Source organism: Leclercia sp. LSNIH3 (genome assembly GCF_002935105.1).
Classification (GTDB): domain Bacteria; phylum Pseudomonadota; class Gammaproteobacteria; order Enterobacterales; family Enterobacteriaceae; genus Enterobacter; species Enterobacter adecarboxylatus.
In genome coordinates this window covers 2,229,262-2,248,574 of the sequence record NZ_CP026387.1, presented here as the reverse complement: position 1 = coordinate 2,248,574, position 19,313 = coordinate 2,229,262, and the positions used below count along the sequence as shown (strand labels likewise).

The 19,313-nt window shown below is 56.1% G+C and carries 17 protein-coding genes; 9 read left to right on the top strand and 8 right to left on the bottom strand.

Features of this window, described 5'->3' with window-relative positions:
• Positions 1 to 67: 67 nt before the first annotated feature.
• Positions 68 to 1,060: a D-xylose ABC transporter substrate-binding protein gene (gene xylF / locus C3F35_RS10895; RefSeq protein WP_032615802.1), complete on the bottom strand. Its 993-nt coding sequence runs from the start codon at positions 1,058 to 1,060 to the stop codon at positions 68 to 70.
• A 370-nt stretch (positions 1,061 to 1,430) separates the two neighbouring features.
• Between xylF and xylA the strand changes: the two genes are divergently transcribed.
• Positions 1,431 to 2,753 carry a xylose isomerase gene (gene xylA, locus C3F35_RS10885; RefSeq protein ID WP_098946276.1) on the top strand — a complete coding sequence of 441 codons (1,323 nt, stop codon included), beginning with the start codon at positions 1,431 to 1,433 and terminating at the stop codon, positions 2,751 to 2,753.
• 59 nt (positions 2,754 to 2,812) lie between these two features.
• Positions 2,813 to 4,267, top strand: coding sequence for a xylulokinase (gene xylB / locus C3F35_RS10880; protein ID WP_103793347.1), 1,455 nt, complete (start codon positions 2,813 to 2,815; stop codon positions 4,265 to 4,267).
• A 68-nt stretch (positions 4,268 to 4,335) separates the two neighbouring features.
• On the opposite strand, the gene C3F35_RS10875 is transcribed toward xylB, so the two are convergent.
• Entirely contained in the window at positions 4,336 to 5,331 is a 996-nt protein-coding gene (locus tag C3F35_RS10875) for an acyltransferase (protein WP_103793346.1), read from the bottom strand.
• Between the two features lie 183 nt (positions 5,332 to 5,514).
• On the opposite strand from C3F35_RS10875, the gene C3F35_RS10870 reads away from it, so the two are divergent.
• The 4 genes from C3F35_RS10870 to C3F35_RS10855 all read left to right on the top strand — a co-directional run bounded on the left by C3F35_RS10870 (position 5,515) and on the right by C3F35_RS10855 (position 10,843).
• Entirely contained in the window at positions 5,515 to 5,817 is a 303-nt protein-coding gene (locus C3F35_RS10870) for a YsaB family lipoprotein (RefSeq protein ID WP_032615810.1), read from the top strand.
• A gap of 159 nt (positions 5,818 to 5,976) precedes the next feature.
• On the top strand, positions 5,977 to 6,888 hold the full coding sequence (glyQ, locus tag C3F35_RS10865; RefSeq protein WP_003860141.1) for a glycine--tRNA ligase subunit alpha: 912 nt from the start codon (positions 5,977 to 5,979) through the stop codon (positions 6,886 to 6,888).
• Positions 6,889 to 6,897: 9 nt separating this feature from the next.
• A complete protein-coding gene (gene glyS, locus C3F35_RS10860; protein ID WP_103793345.1) occupies positions 6,898 to 8,967 on the top strand; it encodes a glycine--tRNA ligase subunit beta in 2,070 nt (689 codons plus the stop codon).
• A 256-nt stretch (positions 8,968 to 9,223) separates the two neighbouring features.
• A complete protein-coding gene (locus C3F35_RS10855) occupies positions 9,224 to 10,843 on the top strand; it encodes an ATP-binding cassette domain-containing protein (protein ID WP_103793344.1) in 1,620 nt (539 codons plus the stop codon).
• Between the two features lie 41 nt (positions 10,844 to 10,884).
• Here C3F35_RS10855 and C3F35_RS10850 read toward each other — a convergent pair whose 3' ends face one another.
• Positions 10,885 to 11,175 carry an HTH-type transcriptional regulator gene (locus C3F35_RS10850; RefSeq protein WP_032615816.1) on the bottom strand — a complete coding sequence of 97 codons (291 nt, stop codon included), beginning with the start codon at positions 11,173 to 11,175 and terminating at the stop codon, positions 10,885 to 10,887.
• Positions 11,176 to 11,276: 101 nt separating this feature from the next.
• Between C3F35_RS10850 and C3F35_RS10845 the strand changes: the two genes are divergently transcribed.
• The 3 genes from C3F35_RS10845 (at position 11,277) to cspE (ending at position 13,680) form a co-directional block, all read left to right on the top strand.
• Positions 11,277 to 12,130 (top strand): IS5 family transposase gene (locus tag C3F35_RS10845; RefSeq protein ID WP_104456750.1). Its coding sequence is split into 2 segments (ribosomal slippage): positions 11,277 to 11,630 and positions 11,633 to 12,130, totalling 852 coding nucleotides; the frame shifts between segments, so codons are not numbered across the junction.
• A 289-nt stretch (positions 12,131 to 12,419) separates the two neighbouring features.
• Entirely contained in the window at positions 12,420 to 13,130 is a 711-nt protein-coding gene (locus C3F35_RS10840; RefSeq protein WP_032615819.1) for a DUF3053 domain-containing protein, read from the top strand.
• A gap of 337 nt (positions 13,131 to 13,467) precedes the next feature.
• Positions 13,468 to 13,680: a transcription antiterminator/RNA stability regulator CspE gene (gene cspE, locus C3F35_RS10835; RefSeq protein ID WP_032615822.1), complete on the top strand. Its 213-nt coding sequence runs from the start codon at positions 13,468 to 13,470 to the stop codon at positions 13,678 to 13,680.
• A 55-nt stretch (positions 13,681 to 13,735) separates the two neighbouring features.
• Here the strand turns inward: cspE and ghrB are convergent, their stop codons facing one another.
• From ghrB to C3F35_RS10810, 5 genes are all read right to left on the bottom strand, one after another.
• Complete coding sequence (gene ghrB / locus C3F35_RS10830; protein ID WP_032615824.1) at positions 13,736 to 14,710, bottom strand: glyoxylate/hydroxypyruvate reductase GhrB; 975 nt, start codon at positions 14,708 to 14,710, stop codon at positions 13,736 to 13,738.
• A gap of 27 nt (positions 14,711 to 14,737) precedes the next feature.
• Positions 14,738 to 16,018, bottom strand: coding sequence for an MFS transporter (locus C3F35_RS10825; protein ID WP_032615826.1), 1,281 nt, complete (start codon positions 16,016 to 16,018; stop codon positions 14,738 to 14,740).
• Positions 16,019 to 16,126: 108 nt separating this feature from the next.
• On the bottom strand, positions 16,127 to 17,065 hold the full coding sequence (locus C3F35_RS10820) for a sugar kinase (protein WP_059308978.1): 939 nt from the start codon (positions 17,063 to 17,065) through the stop codon (positions 16,127 to 16,129).
• Positions 17,066 to 17,069: 4 nt separating this feature from the next.
• Positions 17,070 to 17,819, bottom strand: a complete 750-nt coding sequence (locus tag C3F35_RS10815; protein WP_103793562.1) for a sugar phosphate isomerase/epimerase family protein — start codon at positions 17,817 to 17,819, stop codon at positions 17,070 to 17,072.
• A 101-nt stretch (positions 17,820 to 17,920) separates the two neighbouring features.
• Positions 17,921 to 18,937, bottom strand: a complete 1,017-nt coding sequence (locus C3F35_RS10810; protein WP_059308976.1) for a LacI family DNA-binding transcriptional regulator — start codon at positions 18,935 to 18,937, stop codon at positions 17,921 to 17,923.
• Positions 18,938 to 19,313 lie beyond the last annotated feature (376 nt).

The following is a 19,313-nucleotide window of genomic DNA, read 5'->3' as shown; positions in this document are numbered from 1 at the left end:
GCCCCACATGACCCGAAGGAAAACAGAACAAGTCGATACGCCCCCGCCAGGCAGGGGCGATGATGGATTACAGTTCGCTCTTTTTGTGGAAACCGTCTTTAACTACGGTGGCGTCAATGTTCTCTTTATTGACTTCGATAGGGGTCAGCAGTCGGGACGGCACATCTTTCAGGCCGTTGTTTAAGCTGGCGTCGGCTTTAGGCTGTTGGCCATTGCCCAGCTCAACGGCGATTTCCGCGGCGTTGGTGGCCAGCTCAGTGATCGGTTTATAGACCGTCATGGTCTGGGTGCCTGCCACAATCCGTTTCACCCCGGCAAGGTCTGCATCCTGCCCGGAGATCGCGACTTTCCCGGCCAGGCCCTGGGCGCTGAGTGCCTGGATAGCGCCGCCTGCGGTGGCATCGTTGGACGCGACAACGGCGTCAATTTTGTTATTGTTGGCAGTTAAGGCGTTTTCCATGATTTTCAGCGCATTTTCTGGCAACCAGCCATCCGCCCACTGGTCGCCCACGACCTTGATTTTGCCCTCATCAATATAAGGCTTCAGCACTTTCATCTGTCCGGCGCGGAATAATTTGGCGTTGTTGTCCACCGGTGAGCCGCCCATCAGGAAATAATTGCCCTGCGGCACTTTCGCCACCAGGCTTTGCGCCTGTAATTCACCGACTTTTTCATTGTCGAAAGAAATATAATAATCGATGTCGGCGTTATTAATCATACGGTCATAGGCCAGTACTTTAATGCCTTCGCGTTTGGCTTCTTTCACCACGTTACTTAAAACCTGACCGTTATACGGAATAATAACCAGCACATCGACGCCGCGGTTTATCATATTTTCGATTTGCGACATTTGGGTCTCTTCATTGCCATTGGCAGATTGCACAAAAACTTTTGCACCTAATGCTTCTGCCTTATTGACAAAAATATCGCGGTCTTTTTGCCAGCGCTCCAGACGGAGGTCATCAATCGCCATGCCGATTTTGACTTCTTTTGCATGACTCGCCGTACTCGCCAGTAGCAGCGATGCACAAAGAGTGAGGCACAGGTTCTTTATCTTCATAATTGTATTGCCTTTTGTAGGGTTAGGTTGCTGAGATAAAAGAAACAATCATTGCAAGAGACGTAGCAAATTCTTAACGGGGAATGGCAGACTGGCAATTACAGATTTTTATCTTCTCGTTATGATATTTGGTTTATTTGCGAATTTATGACCGCGATCTGATTTTAAATTACATAACTTATTAATTACACATGATTCTGGAATTTACGCTGTAGATTTCGTTTGACTGCAAATTAATTTTGCGAGCCAGCGCACGTTTGTGCATTCTCTCAATAGCAGAGTGAAATAACGTAATTGAGCAACTTGCGATCACTATTCAGTATTACTCCAGTATCTTCTTTTTGCCGCATCCCTGATTATGGAGCTCACTATGCAAGCTTATTTCGATCAACTCGATCGCGTTCGTTATGAAGGCCCGAAATCCTCTAATCCTTTAGCGTTTCGTCATTACAACCCGGACGAGCTGGTGTTGGGTAAGCGCATGGAAGATCACCTGCGTTTCGCCGCCTGCTACTGGCATACCTTCTGCTGGAGCGGGGCCGATATGTTTGGCGTAGGTTCGTTCGACCGCCCATGGCAGCAGCCGGGCGATGCACTGGAGCTGGCGAAGCGCAAAGCGGACGTCGCCTTTGAGTTCTTCCATAAGCTGAATGTGCCGTATTACTGCTTCCACGATGTGGACGTCTCCCCGGAAGGCGCTTCGCTGAAAGAGTACCTGAATAACTTCGCGCAGATGGTCGATGTGCTGGCGGAAAAACAGCAGCAGAGCGGCGTGAAGCTGCTGTGGGGCACCGCCAACTGCTTTACCCATCCGCGTTATGGCGCAGGGGCTGCCACTAACCCGGATCCTGAAGTGTTCAGCTGGGCGGCTACCCAGGTGGTGACGGCGATGAACGCGACCCATCAGCTGGGCGGTGAAAACTACGTTCTGTGGGGCGGGCGCGAGGGCTACGAAACGCTGCTCAACACCGATTTACGTCAGGAACGCGAGCAGATTGGCCGCTTCATGCAGATGGTGGTGGAACATAAACACAAAATTGGTTTCCAGGGCACATTGCTGATTGAGCCGAAACCGCAGGAGCCAACCAAGCATCAGTACGATTACGACGTGGCCACTGTATACGGTTTCCTGAAACAGTTCGGGCTGGAAAAAGAGATCAAAGTGAATATCGAAGCCAACCACGCGACCCTGGCTGGCCACTCGTTCCACCACGAGATCGCTTCCGCCATTGCGCTGGGCATTTTCGGCTCTGTGGATGCCAACCGCGGCGATCCGCAGCTGGGCTGGGACACCGATCAGTTCCCGGTCAGCGTGGAAGAAAACGCGCTCATCATGTACGAAATCATCAAAGCGGGTGGGTTCACCACTGGCGGCCTAAACTTTGACGCCAAAGTGCGTCGTCAAAGTACCGATAAATACGACCTGTTCTATGGTCATATTGGCGCGATGGACACGATGGCGCTGTCGCTGAAAGTGGCAGCCCGCATGATTGAAGATGGCGAGCTGGATAAGCGCGTGGCGAAACGCTATGGCGGCTGGAACAGTGAGCTGGGCCAGCAAATTTTGAAAGGCCAGTTATCGTTGACGGAGCTGGCGAAGTACGCTGAACAGCATAATCTGGCGCCGCAGCACCAGAGTGGCCATCAGGAGCTGCTGGAAAACCTGGTGAATCATTACCTGTTCGATAAGTAATGGGTATCGCCGGGCGGCGCTATGCTTGCCCGGCCTACACTTTTTAAGGAACCCACGATATGTATATCGGGATCGATCTTGGCACATCGGGTGTGAAAGCCATTCTGTTAAATGAACAGGGCGAGGTGCTGGCAACGCAAACAGAAAAGCTGCACGTTTCACGGCCACACCCGCTCTGGTCTGAACAGGATCCTGAAGCCTGGTGGTTAGCAACGGATCGCGCCCTGAAAGCGCTGGGCGAGCAGCACTCTCTGGGAGAGGTCAAAGCCCTGGGGATTGCCGGGCAGATGCACGGCGCCACGCTGCTGGACAAGGACAATCGCGTGTTGCGCCCGGCGATTTTATGGAACGATGGCCGCTGCGGTGAAGAGTGCGCTCTGCTGGAAGAGCGCGTGCCAACCTCGCGAGATATCACCGGCAACCTGATGATGCCGGGCTTTACCGCACCAAAATTATTGTGGGTTCAGCGTCATGAACCCGAGATTTTTAGCCAGGTGGCGAAGGTGCTGCTGCCAAAAGATTATCTGCGTCTGCGGATGACAGGTGAGTTCGCCAGCGATATGTCCGATGCGGCAGGCACCATGTGGCTCGACGTGGCAAAACGCGACTGGAGCGAGACGATGCTCGACGCCTGCCATCTCACCCGCAACCATATGCCCGCGCTGTTCGAAGGCTGTGAGCTAACAGGCACACTGCTGCCATCAGTCGCACAGCAGTGGAACATGCCAGCCGTTCCGGTCGTGGCAGGGGGCGGAGATAACGCCGCGGGAGCGGTTGGCGTGGGGATGGCGGATGCCGGGCAGGCGATGCTGTCGCTGGGCACCTCCGGGGTCTACTTTGCCGTGAGTGACGGTTATCGCAGTAACCCTGACAGCGCAGTGCACAGCTTCTGCCATGCATTACCCGGCAAATGGCACCTGATGTCCGTGATGCTCAGTGCGGCGTCCTGCCTGGACTGGGCGGCAAAACTGACCGGATTAGGCAGCGTTCCGGCCCTGCTCGATGCCGCGCAGCAGGCCGATGAAAACGCAGGCACCCTCTGGTTCTTACCCTATCTTTCCGGTGAGCGCACGCCGCATAACAATCCGCAGGCAAAAGGGGGGTTCTTTGGCTTAACCCATCAGCATGGCCCGGCCGAACTGGCGCGTGCGGTGCTGGAAGGGGTGGGTTATGCCCTGGCCGATGGGATGGATGTTGTGCATGAGTGCGGCCTTAAACCCACCAGCATTACGCTGATCGGCGGCGGGGCGCGCAGCCCTTACTGGCGTCAGATGCTGGCGGATATCAGTGGGCAGCAGCTGGATTACCGTACCGGCGGCGACGTCGGGCCTGCACTGGGCGCGGCGCGGCTGGCGCAGATCGCGGTGAACCCGGATAAACCCTTATCCGCGCTGCTGCCACAGCTGACGCTGGAACAACAGCACACCCCGGATGCCGGGCGTCATGCCCGCTATGTCGAGCAACGTGACGTGTTCCGTAAGATCTATCAGCAGCTTCTGCCGCTGATGTCATGAAACAGCGCCGGGTGGCGGCTTCGCCTTACCCGGCCTGAACATTTTGCTGGCCGGGCACGCAGCCGCACCTAACTGACAAACCTGCGTGTATCAATCCGCTGCAACAGCATTGAGAGCAGCAGACTGACCACCAGTGTGGCCGAGAAGATCCAGACGATATCCAGCAACGGCCAGTTCTTTAACTCCACGCCTCGCGTTCGCAGCGCGTGGATCACCAGCGCATGAAAGCCGTAGATCCCCAGCGAGTTACGTGAAATTAACCCCAGCAGCGGCAGGGGGCGCGTATTGAGCGTGTTTTTCACCAGGGTAAAGAGTGAAATTGCGCAGATAAAGACCATCGGGCCGCAGTAGAGATACCAGGTATCGGCGAAGGTGCCGCGCCACTGCAGCTCATGCAGCGTCCCGCGGGAGATAATGGCGACCGCAGCAATAAACAGCGCGGCGCAAATACTATTCAGCCAGCGTTTGCGGGTGTCCATCATTCCAAGGGCGCGGCCCAGCATGCCGTATAGCACGTAATAGAAAGTGTCGCCGTTGATATACAGGTTGATCGGCAGCCATTCAAAACCGTCAATCTTTTGCGAGACGGTGTTCGGGTTGGCCACGATGCCAATCACGATCATCAGCGCCAGCAGCATTTTGCCGTTCGCGCTTTTTACCTGCAGCAGCGGGGAGAGCAGATAAATGACAATAATGGCGAAGAAAAACCACAGGTGATAGAACACTGGCTTTTGCAGCAGGTATTTCAGGGACAGCTCACTGTTAATCGAGGTAAACAGCACGATATAGAGGAACGCCACGGTGCTGTAAAAGAGCAAACACAGACCGATGCGTAAAAAGTGGCGCGGCTGCGCGCTGCGCTCGCCAAAAAAGAGATAGCCGGAGATCATGAAAAACAGCGGCACGCTCACGCGCGAGGCGGAGTTGAGAACGTTAGCAATATCCCAGTTAACGAGGCTGACGCTTGCGGCATTGGTGATATACCAGGTTGTGGTATGGATCATTACCACCATTAAACAGGCAATTCCCCGCAGATTATCAATCCAGTTAATTTTTTCCTGCATCTATTCCTCTGTTTACGCATTAAAAAGAGTCTGACTGTGGTATTGCTAAAGACGCTCACTGGAAAATTCTGAGTTTGCATCACCCTGCTTGTGCCGGGGCGGTGAGATTCGCAGAATGCCGGGCGATAATCTATAAAGTTTAGAGTTTAAAAATAACAGCCACAGTGCAGGGCGGTAATAAAAATGATGATGCGTGCAATGTGGGTTTTGCTGCCTGCGTTACTGGCTGGCTGCGTGGCTCAGGAGACGGCGCCGACGCAACAAGCACAAACGAAGAAAGTCAGTCCGGTACGTTCGCTGGACATGGAGCAGCTGTGTAAGGATCGGGCGGCTCAGCGCTATAATACCGGTGCGCAAAAAATCGACGTCACTGCATTCGAACAGTTCCAGGGAAGCTATGAACTGCAGGGTTTCACTGCCCGCAATGAGAGTTTCATCTGTTCTTTTGACGCAGAGGGCCGTTTTTTACACCTTTCGATGCGTTAAGACCGCCGCGTGATGAGCTGGCTGCGCCTTGAGTGCGTTGTCAGCTATGCTTATTTCCCAATTTTCCCTAAACAACCCCGTTTCGTACTGTATATCTTGCATCCGACGGGTATACTGATCCCCTCCATTCAAAACCACACGTATCCAGCACGAAATACTATGCAAAAGTTTGATACTAAGACCTTCCAGGGCCTGATCCTGACCTTACAGGATTACTGGGCTCGCCAGGGCTGCACCATTGTTCAACCACTGGACATGGAAGTTGGCGCCGGCACCTCACACCCAATGACCAGCCTGCGCGCGCTGGGGCCAGAGCCAATGGCGACTGCCTATGTGCAGCCATCCCGCCGTCCGACCGATGGTCGCTACGGTGAAAACCCGAACCGCTTACAGCACTACTATCAGTTCCAGGTGGTGATTAAGCCTTCCCCGGACAATATCCAGGAGCTGTATCTCGGGTCGCTGAAAGAGCTGGGTATGGATCCGACCATTCACGACATTCGTTTCGTGGAAGATAACTGGGAAAACCCAACGCTGGGTGCCTGGGGTCTGGGTTGGGAAGTGTGGCTGAACGGCATGGAAGTGACGCAGTTCACCTACTTCCAGCAGGTTGGCGGTCTGGAATGTAAACCGATCACCGGTGAGATCACCTACGGTCTGGAACGTCTGGCAATGTACATTCAGGGCGTAGACAGCGTTTACGACCTGGTCTGGAGCGACGGCCCGCTGGGTAAAACAACCTACGGCGACGTGTTCCATCAGAACGAAGTGGAGCAATCCACCTATAACTTCGAATACGCGGATGTGGACTTCCTGTTCACCTGCTTCGAGCAGTACGAGAAAGAAGCCCAGCAGCTGCTGGCGCTGGAGACTCCGCTGCCGCTGCCAGCCTACGAGCGTATTCTGAAGGCCGCCCACAGCTTCAACCTGCTGGACGCCCGCAAAGCCATCTCCGTGACTGAACGTCAGCGCTACATTCTGCGTATTCGTACCCTGACCAAAGCCGTTGCAGAAGCTTACTATGCGTCCCGTGAAGCCCTTGGCTTCCCGATGTGCAACCGAAACAAATAAGAGGCGGCCATGTCTGAGAAAACTTTCCTGGTGGAAATTGGCACCGAAGAGCTGCCACCAAAAGCCCTGCGCAGCCTGGCGGAGTCCTTTGCTGCGAACGTGACTGCCGAGCTGGATAACGCTGGCCTCGCACACGGTAAAATCGAGTGGTTTGCTGCTCCGCGCCGTCTGGCGCTGAAAGTGGCAAGCCTGGCGGCATCCCAGCCCGATCGCGAAGTTGAAAAGCGCGGCCCGGCCATTGCGCAGGCATTCGATGCCGAAGGCAAGCCGAGCAAAGCGGCAGAAGGCTGGGCGCGTGGTTGCGGGATCACCGTTGACCAGGCCGAACGCCTGACCACCGACAAAGGCGAGTGGCTGCTCTATCGCGCCCATGTGAAAGGCGAAAGCGCCGAAGCGCTGCTGCCAAACATGATCGCCACCTCGCTGGCTAAACTGCCTATTCCAAAGCTGATGCGCTGGGGCGCAAGCGACGTGCACTTTGTGCGTCCGGTTCACACCGTGACCCTGCTGCTGGGCGATACCGTTATTCCTGCCACCATTCTGGGTGTTGCGTCCGATCGCGTGATCCGTGGCCACCGCTTTATGGGCGAGCCGGAGTTCACCATCGACAATGCCGACCAGTATCCGCAGATCCTGCTGGAGCGCGGTAAAGTCATTGCTGACTACGAACAGCGTAAAGCCCGTATTAAAGCGGATGCGGAAGAAGCGGCACGTAAGATCGGCGGTAACGCTGATCTGAGCGACAGCCTGCTGGAAGAAGTCACCTCGCTGGTGGAATGGCCGGTCGTGCTGACCGCGAAGTTCGAAGAGAAATTCCTGGCCGTTCCGGCAGAAGCTCTGGTTCACACCATGAAGGGCGACCAGAAGTACTTCCCGGTCTATGCCAACGACGGCAAACTGCTGCCAAACTTCATCTTCGTAGCGAACATCGAATCGAAAGATCCGATCCAGATTATCTCGGGTAACGAGAAAGTGGTGCGTCCACGTCTGGCAGATGCCGAGTTCTTCTTTAATACCGACCGTAAAAAGCGTCTGGAAGATCACCTGCCGCGCCTGCAGACCGTGCTGTTCCAGCAACAGCTGGGTACGCTGCGCGACAAGACCGACCGTATCGCGGAGCTGTCCGGCTGGATCGCCCGTGAAATTGGTGCCGACGTGAATCACGCCACCCGTGCAGGCCTGCTCTCTAAATGCGACCTGATGACCAACATGGTGTTCGAATTTACCGACACCCAGGGTGTGATGGGCATGCACTACGCGCGCCACGATGGCGAAGCGGAAGATGTAGCCGTGGCCCTGAACGAGCAGTATCAGCCGCGCTTTGCCGGTGACGATCTGCCGTCTAACCCGGTCGCCTGCGCCGTCGCGATCGCCGATAAGATGGACACCCTGGCGGGTATCTTCGGTATCGGTCAGCATCCGAAAGGCGACAAAGACCCGTTTGCGCTGCGTCGTGCTGCGCTGGGCGTGCTGCGCATCATCGTTGAGAAGAACCTGAACCTTGACCTGCAAACGCTCACCGAAGAAGCGGTGCGTCTGTATGGCGACAAGCTGACCAACGCGAAAGTGGTGGATGAAGTGATCGACTTCATGCTCGGTCGTTTCCGCGCCTGGTATCAGGACGAAGGCTTCGCTGTTGACACCATTCAGGCGGTGCTGGCGCGTCGTCCAACCCGTCCGGCCGATTTCGATGCCCGTATGAAGGCGGTGTCCCACTTCCGTACTCTGGAAGCGGCATCTGCGCTGGCTGCGGCTAACAAGCGCGTCTCCAACATTCTGGCGAAGTCCGACGAAAAGCTGAACGAGCGTGTAAATGCCGCGACGCTGAAAGAGCCGGAAGAGATCGCCCTGGCGATGCTGGTTGTGGTGCTGCGTGACAAGCTGGAGCCGGTCTTCGCAGAAGGTCGCTATCAGGAAGCGCTGGTAGAACTGGCTGAACTGCGCGAAGTGATCGACGCCTTCTTCGAGAAAGTGATGGTGAACGTAGAAGATAAAGATCTGCGTATCAACCGTCTCTCTATGCTCGAAAAACTGCGCGAGCTGTTCCTGCGTGTGGCGGACATTTCTCTGCTGCAGTAATGCGCACTTTGCCCGGCGGCGCTCTGCTTGCACGGGCACTGTGAGTGCTAAAAACCCGCTTCGGCGGGTTTTTTTATGCTGCATAGTCGAAAATTTAACCTTGAAACGCTCAGTAAATTACCGCTATCCTTAATCCCGTTAATTTTCTCCCTCTGGAGCGCCCCCCAAAAATGAACAACCACGACTGATGAATTTCGAGCCTTGCTAAACGCCACCGCGTCGGCAGGGGATCTATTGATTTCATTCAGGAGTGCTTATGGCTCATTTTGCGCAATCCCCTTCTTTTATTTTGCATCAGGTCACCTGTCAGTTTGCGACGGGCGATACCCTTTTTGGTCCGCTGAATCTTTCGCTGGAGTCTTCACTTTGCGCGTTGGTTGGCCGCAACGGTAGCGGTAAGACCCGGCTCCTGCGGTTGCTGGCCGATCTGGACAAGCCAGCCAGCGGCCATATCGAACGTTTCGGCACGCACAGTTACGTTGCGCAACAGCACGATATTTCCCCGCAGACCACACTGGCAAAGCTGCTTGGTTATGAAGCTATCTTCGCGGCCCGGGCGCGGATCGACGGCGGTGATTACCAGCCTGACGATCTGGAGCGCCTGGACGGTTTCTGGGATATCGCCGAACGGCTGGGTGAGGCGTTCAGGGAGGCGCAGCTTCCGGCGTTTGCCCCTGACAGGCTGGCCTGCGAACTGAGCGGCGGCGAGCGGGTTCGCGCCCTGCTGTGCGGTGCGTTTGTGGCTAATGCGGATTATCTGCTACTGGATGAACCCACCAACCACCTCGATCGTCAGGGGCGGGAGTGGTTCTATGCCCAGCTGGCCCGGTATTCCGGCGGTGTGCTGGTGGCTTCGCACGATCGTGAGTTGCTGGAGCGGGTGCCGCGCATACTGGAACTCAGCGCTTCCGGTTTGCACAGTTACGGCGGAAATTATGCCGATTATCAGCGTCAGCGGGACGCGGAACAGCAGGCCGCCCGTGCGGCGCTGGAGCACGCCACAACCGAGCGCAAACGCACCCGCAGCCGCATGCAGAAAGAGCATGACGATAGCCTGCGCCGCTCAGCGAAAACCCTGCGCACGGTGGATAACCTTAATATCGCCTCGTTTGAGCGGGTGAAATACAAAGGCGCAGCAAAGGAGCGTCCGGGGACGTGGCGCAAACAGCATCATGAGCAGCAGGATGCATTGAACGCGGCGGTCAACCAGGCGCGGGAACGGGTCGAAGAGGATAACCCGGTGATGTTTACCCTGCCGGGCAGCCAGATTGCGGAGGGCAAACAGGTGCTGGTGTTAGAAGAGCTGGTGCTGCCGTATGTCTCAATGCCGCCGCTTAACTGGCGCATGGATGGGCCGATGCGGGTAGCCCTGCGCGGGCCGAACGGTTGCGGGAAATCCACGCTGCTGAAAGCGATTCTGGGTGAGTGCCTGCCTGCCGCTGGCTCCTGTCGTGTCTCTGCCAACACGGCGTATCTCGACCAGCATTTGTCGCAACTGGATCTGACGCAGTCCGTTATCAGCCATCTCAATCTGCATAACACGCCGCTGGAGGAGGGCGCGCTGCGCAGTCGTCTGGCACAGCTACAGCTGGGTGCTGATAAAGTCATGCTGCCGCTGGCAGAGCTGAGCGGCGGCGAGCGGTTAAAAGCGGCGCTGGCCTGCGTTCTGTGGCGGGAAGAGGCGACGCAGCTGTTGCTGCTCGATGAACCAACCAATCACCTGGATCTGGCCTCAACGCAGGGCATCGAGGCGGCGCTGGCAGGCTTTGCAGGTGCACTGCTGGTGGTGTCGCATGATGAGCATTTTCTGGATGGGCTTAATCTGACGCATGAACTGGTATGGCGTGGCGGGGAGTGGCGGGCTGAACGACGGTGACAGAAATATAAGCCCCCGCAAATGCGGGGGCGGAAACAAGACTACTCAGTCAACTGCTTGCGGAGTGCCGGGTTAGCCTGAATCAGACTCATCAGCTTCAGCTCGGTCATGGAGGGCTTCACTCTTTTAGATTCCCACTCCTGAACCATTGCTACGCTGACACCCATTGCTCGGGCGAAATCATCGGTTTTCATCCCTGTCCCTTTGCGTAAGCGCTCAAATTCCGTAAAGGGATTAGACTTTTGCGAACGGGTTACCGTTTGCGGTTTATCTTTAAAAACAATCTGTTCCAGACTGCTTAGCAGATCGAACATAGGATCTTTTAATTCCATTGAGGACTCCTCATAAATCACACTGCGGGATCGTGAACATTAGGTTTTGTACGAAAAGTCGTTGTGGCTAAAATTGCCGCCATGACCGGTTGGAGGCCCGTATGGCAAGGCGTTACGAACTTTCTGATGCGTCATGGGAGCTGATCAAGGATTTGGTTTCTCCAGAACAGAAAATGGGCCGTCCTCGCAACAATGATCGTCAGGTTCTCCACGGAATTCTGTGGATCCTGTGCTCGGGCGCTCCCTGGCGCGACCTGCCTGAACGCTTTGGGCCTTGGTCAACGGTGTATCAGCGTTTTCGTGACTGGCGCGACGACGGCACATTCGAGCGAGTACTGGAGCGTCTGCATATTCGGCTGAACCGGGAAGGACTGATCGACTTGGACACCTGGATGATCGACTCCACCGCAGTACGAGCAACCCGAGCCTCTTCAGGCGCCGGGAAAAAGGGGGGCCTGAAGAACCGTTAGACCATGCCTTGGGGCGCAGTCGAGGCGGTCTGACCACCAAGATTCACATGGTGTGCGATGCCAATGGCGTGCCATTGCATTTCAGGCTTTCACCAGGACAAGCCAGTGATGTCTCCCACGCTCAGCCGCTGCTGGATGCTGTAAGAATTGCTGGCAAGCCAGGACGACCGCGTAAACGTAGCCGGTGGTTGCTGGCTGACAAGGGATACGATGCCGAGCACCTGCGCCAGTACTGCGACCGTTACCGAATGCAGCCGGTAATCCCATTGCGCGCTATGCCGCGCAAACCTCGACCTGGCTTGCCCCGACTGTTTGACCGGCCCAAATACCGGCAACGGAACATCATTGAGCGGATGTTTGGCTGGCTGAAAGAAAATCGCAGGATCGGCACTCGCTATGACAAGCTGGCCAAGAGCTTTGCAGCCATGGTCACCTTGGCCTGCAGCCTACGTTGCATGCGGCAATACTTTTCGTACAAAGCCTAGAGAGCAATTTAAGAATAGTCGCTAAAACTGAGAGGAGATCGTAACGTGCGTGATTAATTTTGCGAGATACGTTTCGCTCGCGGAATTTGAGGCCGCATGCTTATGCTAATGACTTGATTATTCAGTAGCGCCTTAGCATCAGGTATATTTTTGTAAATCGTAAGAATTTATATGGCAATAGCCGTTTTACATGAAAAGAGTATCTTGCAGGCCTGACCTGGACTATTCTTGGCAGCGTTGGGCACGCGTGTGCCGGTGTGCGCTTTTTTGGGTGAAAGGAGTAATAACAATGGCGACAGGAAAGCTCTGCTCTCGCTGGTTTGCGCCGCTTGCGGCGTTATTAATGGTAGTTAGCCTGAGTGGGTGTTTCGATAAGGAAGGCGATCAGCGCAAAGCGTTTATCGATTTCCTGCAAAATACAGCGATGCGCAGTGGTGAGCGTTTGCCAACGCTGACTGCGGATCAGAAAAAGCAGTTTGGTCCCTTCGTTTCTGACTATGCCATTTTGTATGGTTATTCACAGCAAGTGAATCAGGCGATGGACGCTGGTCTGCGTCCGGTGGTAGACAGCGTAAATGCGATTCGCGTCCCCCAGGACTATGTAACCCAGCGTGAGCCGCTGAGCCAGGCAAATGGCGCACTGGGTGTGCTGGGCCAGCAGCTACAGAACGCTAAGATGCAGGCCGATGGCGCGCGTTCTGCGTTGAAACAGGGCGAAGACCTCAAACCTGTGTTCGACAAAGTGTATGAAAAAGTGGTGACCAAACCTGCCGATGCGCTGCAGCCGCTCATTCCGGCCGCGCAGATCTTCACTCAGCAACTGGTACAAGTGGCGGATTATATTTCGCAGCAGGGCACCCAGGTGAGCTTTGTCTCTAACGGCATTCAGTTCCCGACTTCGCAGCAGGCCAGCCAGTACAATACGCTGATTGGGCCGCTGGCAGCGCAGCACCAGGCGTTTAGCCAGGCCTGGGGCGCAGCGATGGCCGCAACGGAATAACGCCAGACGTTGTGCTCGTCTTTGCCGGGTAACGCCGTGCTTACCCGGCCTGCAAATCCGTAGGCCCATGCAAGCGAAGCGCAGGTTGGCAGATTAAAAACCCCGCTGCAAAGCGGGTTTTTTATAATGGTAGAAAATAAAGCTTGTCTTTGATCTCGTAACTATGTTTAATAGTCCTCGTCGGTTTGTTACACAGACCTAAAGCAGTTTAGTTAAGCAGTCCAGATGCGTTATCTTAGATACCCTTCGTAGTGACCCTTCCTTCATCGCTTAAAAATCTGTAACACATTCCATCATCGCGCCGGAAGGCAAAACAAATTTTTAAAAGGTAATCTCTATGTCTGGTAAAATGACTGGTCTGGTAAAATGGTTCAACGCTGATAAAGGTTTCGGCTTCATCACTCCTGACGATGGCTCAAAAGACGTGTTCGTACACTTCTCTGCTATCCAGAACGATGGCTACAAATCTCTGGACGAAGGTCAGAAAGTTTCCTTCACCATCGAAAGCGGCGCTAAAGGCCCAGCAGCTGGTAACGTTGTAAGCCTGTAAGCTTCCAACTCAGCTAAAAGAATTTAAAAACCCGCCTCTGGCGGGTTTTTTTCGTTCAGGGTTTGGCCTGCGGATTAACGCAGTTTTTATCGACCTTGCCCTGCAGGGCGTCGATCAGGTTATCCACTGCACAGGCCGCCATGTTGTAGCGCGTCTCATGCGTTGCAGAGCCAATGTGCGGCAGCGCCACGACGTTGGGCAGCTTCAGCAATTCTGAGCTGGCCGGTAGCGGTTCCTGCTCAAACACATCCAGCCCCGCCGCGTGGATCTCACCGTTTTTCAGCGCCGCAATCAGCGCCTGCTCATCCACCACTGGCCCGCGTCCCGCATTGATAAAGATGGCGGATTTCTTCATCTTCTCAAACTGCGCTTTACCCATCAGATGATGCGTCTCATCGGTCAGCGGCAGGATCAGGCAGACAAAGTCCGCTTCCTGCAACAGGGTATCCAGCTCACAGTAGCGTGCGTTGAAACGCTCCTCTGCTTCTTTATGCTGGCGGCGTGCGTTGTAGAGGATTGGCATGTTGAAACCGAAGTGGGCGCGCTGCGCCAGCGCCAGACCGATACGGCCCATCCCGACAATACCCAGCGTTTTGCCGTGCACGTCGGTGCCAAACCAGTCCGGGCCGATGCTTTTGGTCCATTCCCCGGCTTTAACGCGTTCGGCCACTTCCACCACCCGACGCGCGCTGCTGAGCACCAGCGCCATCAGCGTATCGGCCACGGTTTCGGTCAGTACGGTTGGCGTGTGCATCAGCAGGACGTTACGGGCATTCAGCGCATCGACGTCGAAGTTGTCATAGCCCACCGAAATGGTGGAGGTCGCACGAAGCTTCGGCATTTTTTCCAGCAGCGCGGCATCCACTTTTTCGCTGGAGCCGAGCAGCCCGACGGCACCCGCGAAGGCGTCAGCATGCTGCTGTACCGTCTCCGGGCTGAGGTTGTTGACCCGGGTGACGGTGAAATGATTTTCAAGGCGCTGCTGTAACGCATCAGGCAGGGCTTTATACAAAATGACGGACGGCTTCATGCTAATCTCCGTTGATATTTAAAGGGTTCAGGCGTGGCGTGCGCCGACGGGAATGTTTTGATTATTAGCAGGCTTAACAATCAAAGTAAGCCATACCGAGGCAAAAAGCGCCACCCCCATAAAGATGTACGAGGCCGACGGACTGCCGGTTGCACCGTTCAGATACCCCACAAACCACGAACCGAAGAAGGAACCCAGCGCACCCATGCTGTTGATGAGCGCCATCGCGCCGCCTGCTACGTTACGCGGTAGCATCTCCGGGATAATGGCAAAGAACGGACCATAAGGGGCGTACATGGCGGCACCGGCAATCACCAGCAGCGTATAGGAAACCCAGAAGTGGTTTGCCCCTACCGCCCACGAGCCGATAAAGGCGCAGGCAGCAATTAACAGCAGCGGCCAGACGAACAGCTTACGGTTTTGCAGCTTATCCGATGCCCAGGAGACCACGATCATGGCGATGGTCGCCGCCAGATACGGTACGGAAGAGAGCCAGCCCACCTCGACCATACCGAGGTTATCGCCCGCGCTACGGATGATGGACGGCAGCCACAGGACAAAACCGTAAACCCCGATGCTCCAGGTGAAGTACTGCATGCACAGCAGGATCACGTTGCGTGAACGGAAAGCTTCGCCGTAATTACGTACCGCTTTCAGCCCCTGCTGCTCTTTATCCAGCTGCGCCTGCAGCGCCGCTTTTTCATCTTCCGACAGCCATTTGGCCTGCGCGGGTTTGTCTTTTACCAGTACCCACCAGCAGAAGGCCCAGATCACCGCCGGAACGCCTTCAATAATGAACATTTCGCGCCAGCCGAAAGACTGGATCAGATACCCGGAGACTACCGACATCCACAGCACCGTCACCGGATTACCGAGAATAAGGAAGGTATTGGCGCGCGAGCGTTCGGATTTGGTAAACCAGTTGCTAATGTAGATCAGCATCGCGGGCATTACCGCCGCTTCCACCACGCCGAGGATAAAGCGAATGGCCGCCAGCGCCGGGATATTATTCACCACCCCGGTGAGGGAAGCACAGGCACCCCAGAGGATCAGGCAGATAAAGATCAGTTTGCGCACGCTGCGGCGTTCAGCATAAATCGCGCCGGGGATCTGGAAGAAGAAGTAGCCGAGGAAGAAGAGGGCACCCAGCAGCGAGGAGACGCCTTTGGTGATCCCCAGATCTTCGGTGATGCCTGCGGCGGATGCGAAGCTGAAGTTGGCGCGGTCGAGATACGCCAGGCTGTACGTGATGAACACGACAGGCATGATGTACCACCAGCGTTTTACTGCATTTGTTGCACTGTTCATAGGCTTGCCTCTGTGATTGAGGGGGTAACCGCCGCTGTCTGTAGGGTACAGGGTGGTCTGTTTGTTTATTTCCTCTCCCCTGTGGGGAGAGAGCCAGAGCGAGGGGACTTATGCTTCCAGTTGTTCTCGCGTCGGTAATCCTTCGCTGTCGCCCTGAACCTGAATCGCCAGCGAGCCGATGATATTGCCGCGGGTGATGGCCTGATGAAGCGTTTTACCTTCCAGCAGAGCACTGACCACGCCCACGGCAAAACCGTCTCCAGCGCCGACGGTATCGACAACGTTCTCGACCTTCACCGCTGCTACGGCACCTTGCTCGCCGTCGGCGGTTTTAAACCAGGCGCCGTCGGCCCCGGTTTTCAGGATCACGGCTTTCACGCCCCGGTTCAGATAAAAATCAGCGATCCCTTCCGGCGTCTTTTCCCCGGTCAGGATCTGGCCCTCTTTCACGCCGGGTAATACCCAGTCGGCCTGGAAGGCGAGGTGATTCAGCTTCTCCACCATCTCCGCTTCGCTTTTCCACAGCACCGGGCGCAGGTTCGGATCGAAAGAGATCGTCTTGCCCGCCGCTTTCATTGCGCCGGCAGCGTGATCGAGCAGGGCGTAAGAGCTGGGGGACAACGCCGCCGCCACGCCGCTCAAATGAAGATGCCTTGCTGCGGTAAACCAGACCGGGTTGAAATCCTCTACCGACAGGTGGCTTGCTGCCGAGCCTTTACGGAAATACTCCACGATGGGATCGGTTCCATCGGTAACCTTCGATTTAAGCTGAAAGCCCGTTGGATAACGGCCATCCAGGGTCACGCCTGCGGTCTCGATCCCCTCTTTTTTCAGAGTGTCGAGCACAAACTGGCCGAAGCTGTCATTGCCGACGCGGCTCACCCAGCCCACCTTCAGGCCGAGACGCGCCAGGCCGGTGGCGACGTTGAGTTCTGCACCGGCAACGCGCTTCATAAACTGATCGACGGCGCTAAGTTCGCCGGTTTTCGTGGCGACAAACATGGCCATGGCTTCGCCGATGGTGATGACATCCAGAGCATGCGGCATGGCGTTACTCCTCGCGCAGTAAATTGACGTAATGACGGGTGACAGCCGTCAGGTCTGGGCCTTCCAGCGGAAACTCAATTCCGCGTGGGGCGTCGGCAGGTAGCTGATCCAGCAGCGCCTGCCAGCGGGTGCTGTCATGATCCGGCGGCACGGCGCGATACTGTTGCTGATGGGGAACGGCGGCTTTTACATGAATATAGCTGACCGCAGGTGCCAGATGCTTCGCCGCCTCTTCCGGTGATTCTCCCACCCACAACCAGTTGCCCATATCAAAGGTCAGGGTCACCGGGAGATTCATCACCCGGCAGGCAGCTTTGAAACGCTGCATAGGGGCCAGCTGGCCATAGTTCGTCTGGTCATTTTCCACCACCAGCGTCATGCCGGTTTCATCCAGCAGGGCGCGCAGCGCATCGAGCTGCTGCCTATCGCTGAAATGACCGAGGGAGACTTTCAGCCACAGGGCATTGAGCGTCGCGGCTTCTTCAAGATAGCGGGGCAGCATGGGGTTGAGGATGCCATCCGGGGTAAACAGGGCATCGGGTGCGGAGTAGCAGGCCAGCAGGCCGAGCAGTTCAATGGAGCCAGCCAGAGTGGATAACGACGCCAGTTCGGCTTCGTTAAATAACTCCCGGCGGATCTCGACCCCGTCGGCACCCGCACCGGCGATCACGTGCAGGATGGCGCGTTGCCCCCCGGCTTCACGGACTTTGTCAGCGCCATACGCGGCGGTGACAACAATAATTTTTCTGCCCATTGGTGGACTCCATCACGTAGCTGATACTCTTTACGCTAGATGGAACCGGTTCCAAAGAAAAGTTCAGGATGCTGGATTTATGATCGCCATCACGAAGGGGGTTATCGGGCCGTGGAACCGCGGACGATCAGCTCGCCGGAGAAGACCTGCTCGCGCACCGCATCATCGGCGCCATTGATCCGGCGGACCACCTGCTCGACAGCGGCGAAACCAATCTGCCAGGTGGGCTGCTTGAGAGTGGTAATGCCCACGCCCGCCAGTTCGGCCCACTCCAGCTCGTCAAAGCCCAGCAGGCCGATGTCGCTCCCCCAGTGCAGACCAATGCGCTTCAGCGACCGGGCGACCTGTAGCGTTAACGCGCCGTTAGCGGAAATGACGGCTTTACGCATCCCGCGATGGCGGGTATGAAACTGGCGCAGGGCGTTGTCCAGCTGCTCAGACTCGTGAAGGGGAATTTCGACGTTTTCAGCCACCACGCCAGTATAGCGGGCAAGGGTGGTGCGAAAGGCGGTCAGGCGTTCGCGGCGGGTGTTGACCATCCCCAGGGGTTCGCTCAGGAACAGGATCGCTTCAAACCCTTGTTCAATAAGGTGTTCGGTGGCGGTGGTGGCGGCCTGGGTGTTATCCAGTCCCACCACATCGCAGGCAAAATCGGGAATTTTACGGTCAATCAGCACCATCGGCAGGGCAGACTGTTGCAGGCGGTTCAGTCCCTCTTCGCGCATCCCGACGGCGTTAACCACAATGCCTTCCACCTGATAACTGCGCAGCAGATCGAGATAGTGCAGCTCCTGGTCGACTTCGTTGTTGGTGTTACACACCAGCGGGGTAAAGCCTTTTTCCCGGCAGGCGGCTTCGATGCCGCTGAGGACATTTACGGAGTAGGGATTGGTGATATCGGCAATGATCAGGCCGATCAGGCGCGTGCGGCCATGCTTCAGGCCCCGGGCCATCAGGCTGGGGCGGTAATCGAGTTCGGCGATAGCCTGTTCAATACGGGCCAGCAGCGCGTCGGACAGCAGGTGTTTTTCGCCGTTGAGATAACGGGAAATGCTGGTTTTACCGGTTTTTGCGGCTTTCGCCACGTCGCTGATGGTGGGCCGTGTTGATTTGCTCATCGCTGATGTCCTTGCTTAGGGTGAGCATACCTTAACGCGAAAATGCCCGGTGGCGCTACGCTTACCGGGCCTGGGGAGTGTGCGGCCTGATGGCCTCACCCCGGCTCTCTCCCATAGGGAGAGAGAGAAAACCATCCCGAGCGCAGTCTGCTCCCTCCTCCTTTGAGGAGAATGAGAAAACCACACCGCGCACGGTCTGTCCCCTCTCCCCTTTGAGGAGAGGGTTAGGGTGAGGGGACATCTCTGCGGCCTGATGCCCTCACCCCGGCCCTCTCCCACAGGGAGAGGGAGAAAACCATCCCGAGCACGGTCTGCTCCCTCCTCCTTTGGGGAGAATGAGAAAACCACACCGCGCACGGTCTGTCCCCTCTCCCCT

Bases quoted from the DNA above. Each gene is read 5' to 3' on its own strand.
- xylF (WP_032615802.1), bottom strand. From the start codon at position 1,060: ATGAAGATAAAGAACCTGTGCCTCACTCTTTGTGCATCGCTGCTACTG.
- xylA (WP_098946276.1), top strand. From the start codon at position 1,431: ATGCAAGCTTATTTCGATCAACTCGATCGCGTTCGTTATGAAGGCCCG.
- xylB (WP_103793347.1), top strand. From the start codon at position 2,813: ATGTATATCGGGATCGATCTTGGCACATCGGGTGTGAAAGCCATTCTG.
- C3F35_RS10875 (WP_103793346.1), bottom strand. From the start codon at position 5,331: ATGCAGGAAAAAATTAACTGGATTGATAATCTGCGGGGAATTGCCTGT.
- C3F35_RS10870 (WP_032615810.1), top strand. From the start codon at position 5,515: ATGATGATGCGTGCAATGTGGGTTTTGCTGCCTGCGTTACTGGCTGGC.
- glyQ (WP_003860141.1), top strand. From the start codon at position 5,977: ATGCAAAAGTTTGATACTAAGACCTTCCAGGGCCTGATCCTGACCTTA.
- glyS (WP_103793345.1), top strand. From the start codon at position 6,898: ATGTCTGAGAAAACTTTCCTGGTGGAAATTGGCACCGAAGAGCTGCCA.
- C3F35_RS10855 (WP_103793344.1), top strand. From the start codon at position 9,224: ATGGCTCATTTTGCGCAATCCCCTTCTTTTATTTTGCATCAGGTCACC.
- C3F35_RS10850 (WP_032615816.1), bottom strand. From the start codon at position 11,175: ATGGAATTAAAAGATCCTATGTTCGATCTGCTAAGCAGTCTGGAACAG.
- C3F35_RS10840 (WP_032615819.1), top strand. From the start codon at position 12,420: ATGGCGACAGGAAAGCTCTGCTCTCGCTGGTTTGCGCCGCTTGCGGCG.
- cspE (WP_032615822.1), top strand. From the start codon at position 13,468: ATGTCTGGTAAAATGACTGGTCTGGTAAAATGGTTCAACGCTGATAAA.
- ghrB (WP_032615824.1), bottom strand. From the start codon at position 14,710: ATGAAGCCGTCCGTCATTTTGTATAAAGCCCTGCCTGATGCGTTACAG.
- C3F35_RS10825 (WP_032615826.1), bottom strand. From the start codon at position 16,018: ATGAACAGTGCAACAAATGCAGTAAAACGCTGGTGGTACATCATGCCT.
- C3F35_RS10820 (WP_059308978.1), bottom strand. From the start codon at position 17,065: ATGCCGCATGCTCTGGATGTCATCACCATCGGCGAAGCCATGGCCATG.
- C3F35_RS10815 (WP_103793562.1), bottom strand. From the start codon at position 17,819: ATGGGCAGAAAAATTATTGTTGTCACCGCCGCGTATGGCGCTGACAAA.
- C3F35_RS10810 (WP_059308976.1), bottom strand. From the start codon at position 18,937: ATGAGCAAATCAACACGGCCCACCATCAGCGACGTGGCGAAAGCCGCA.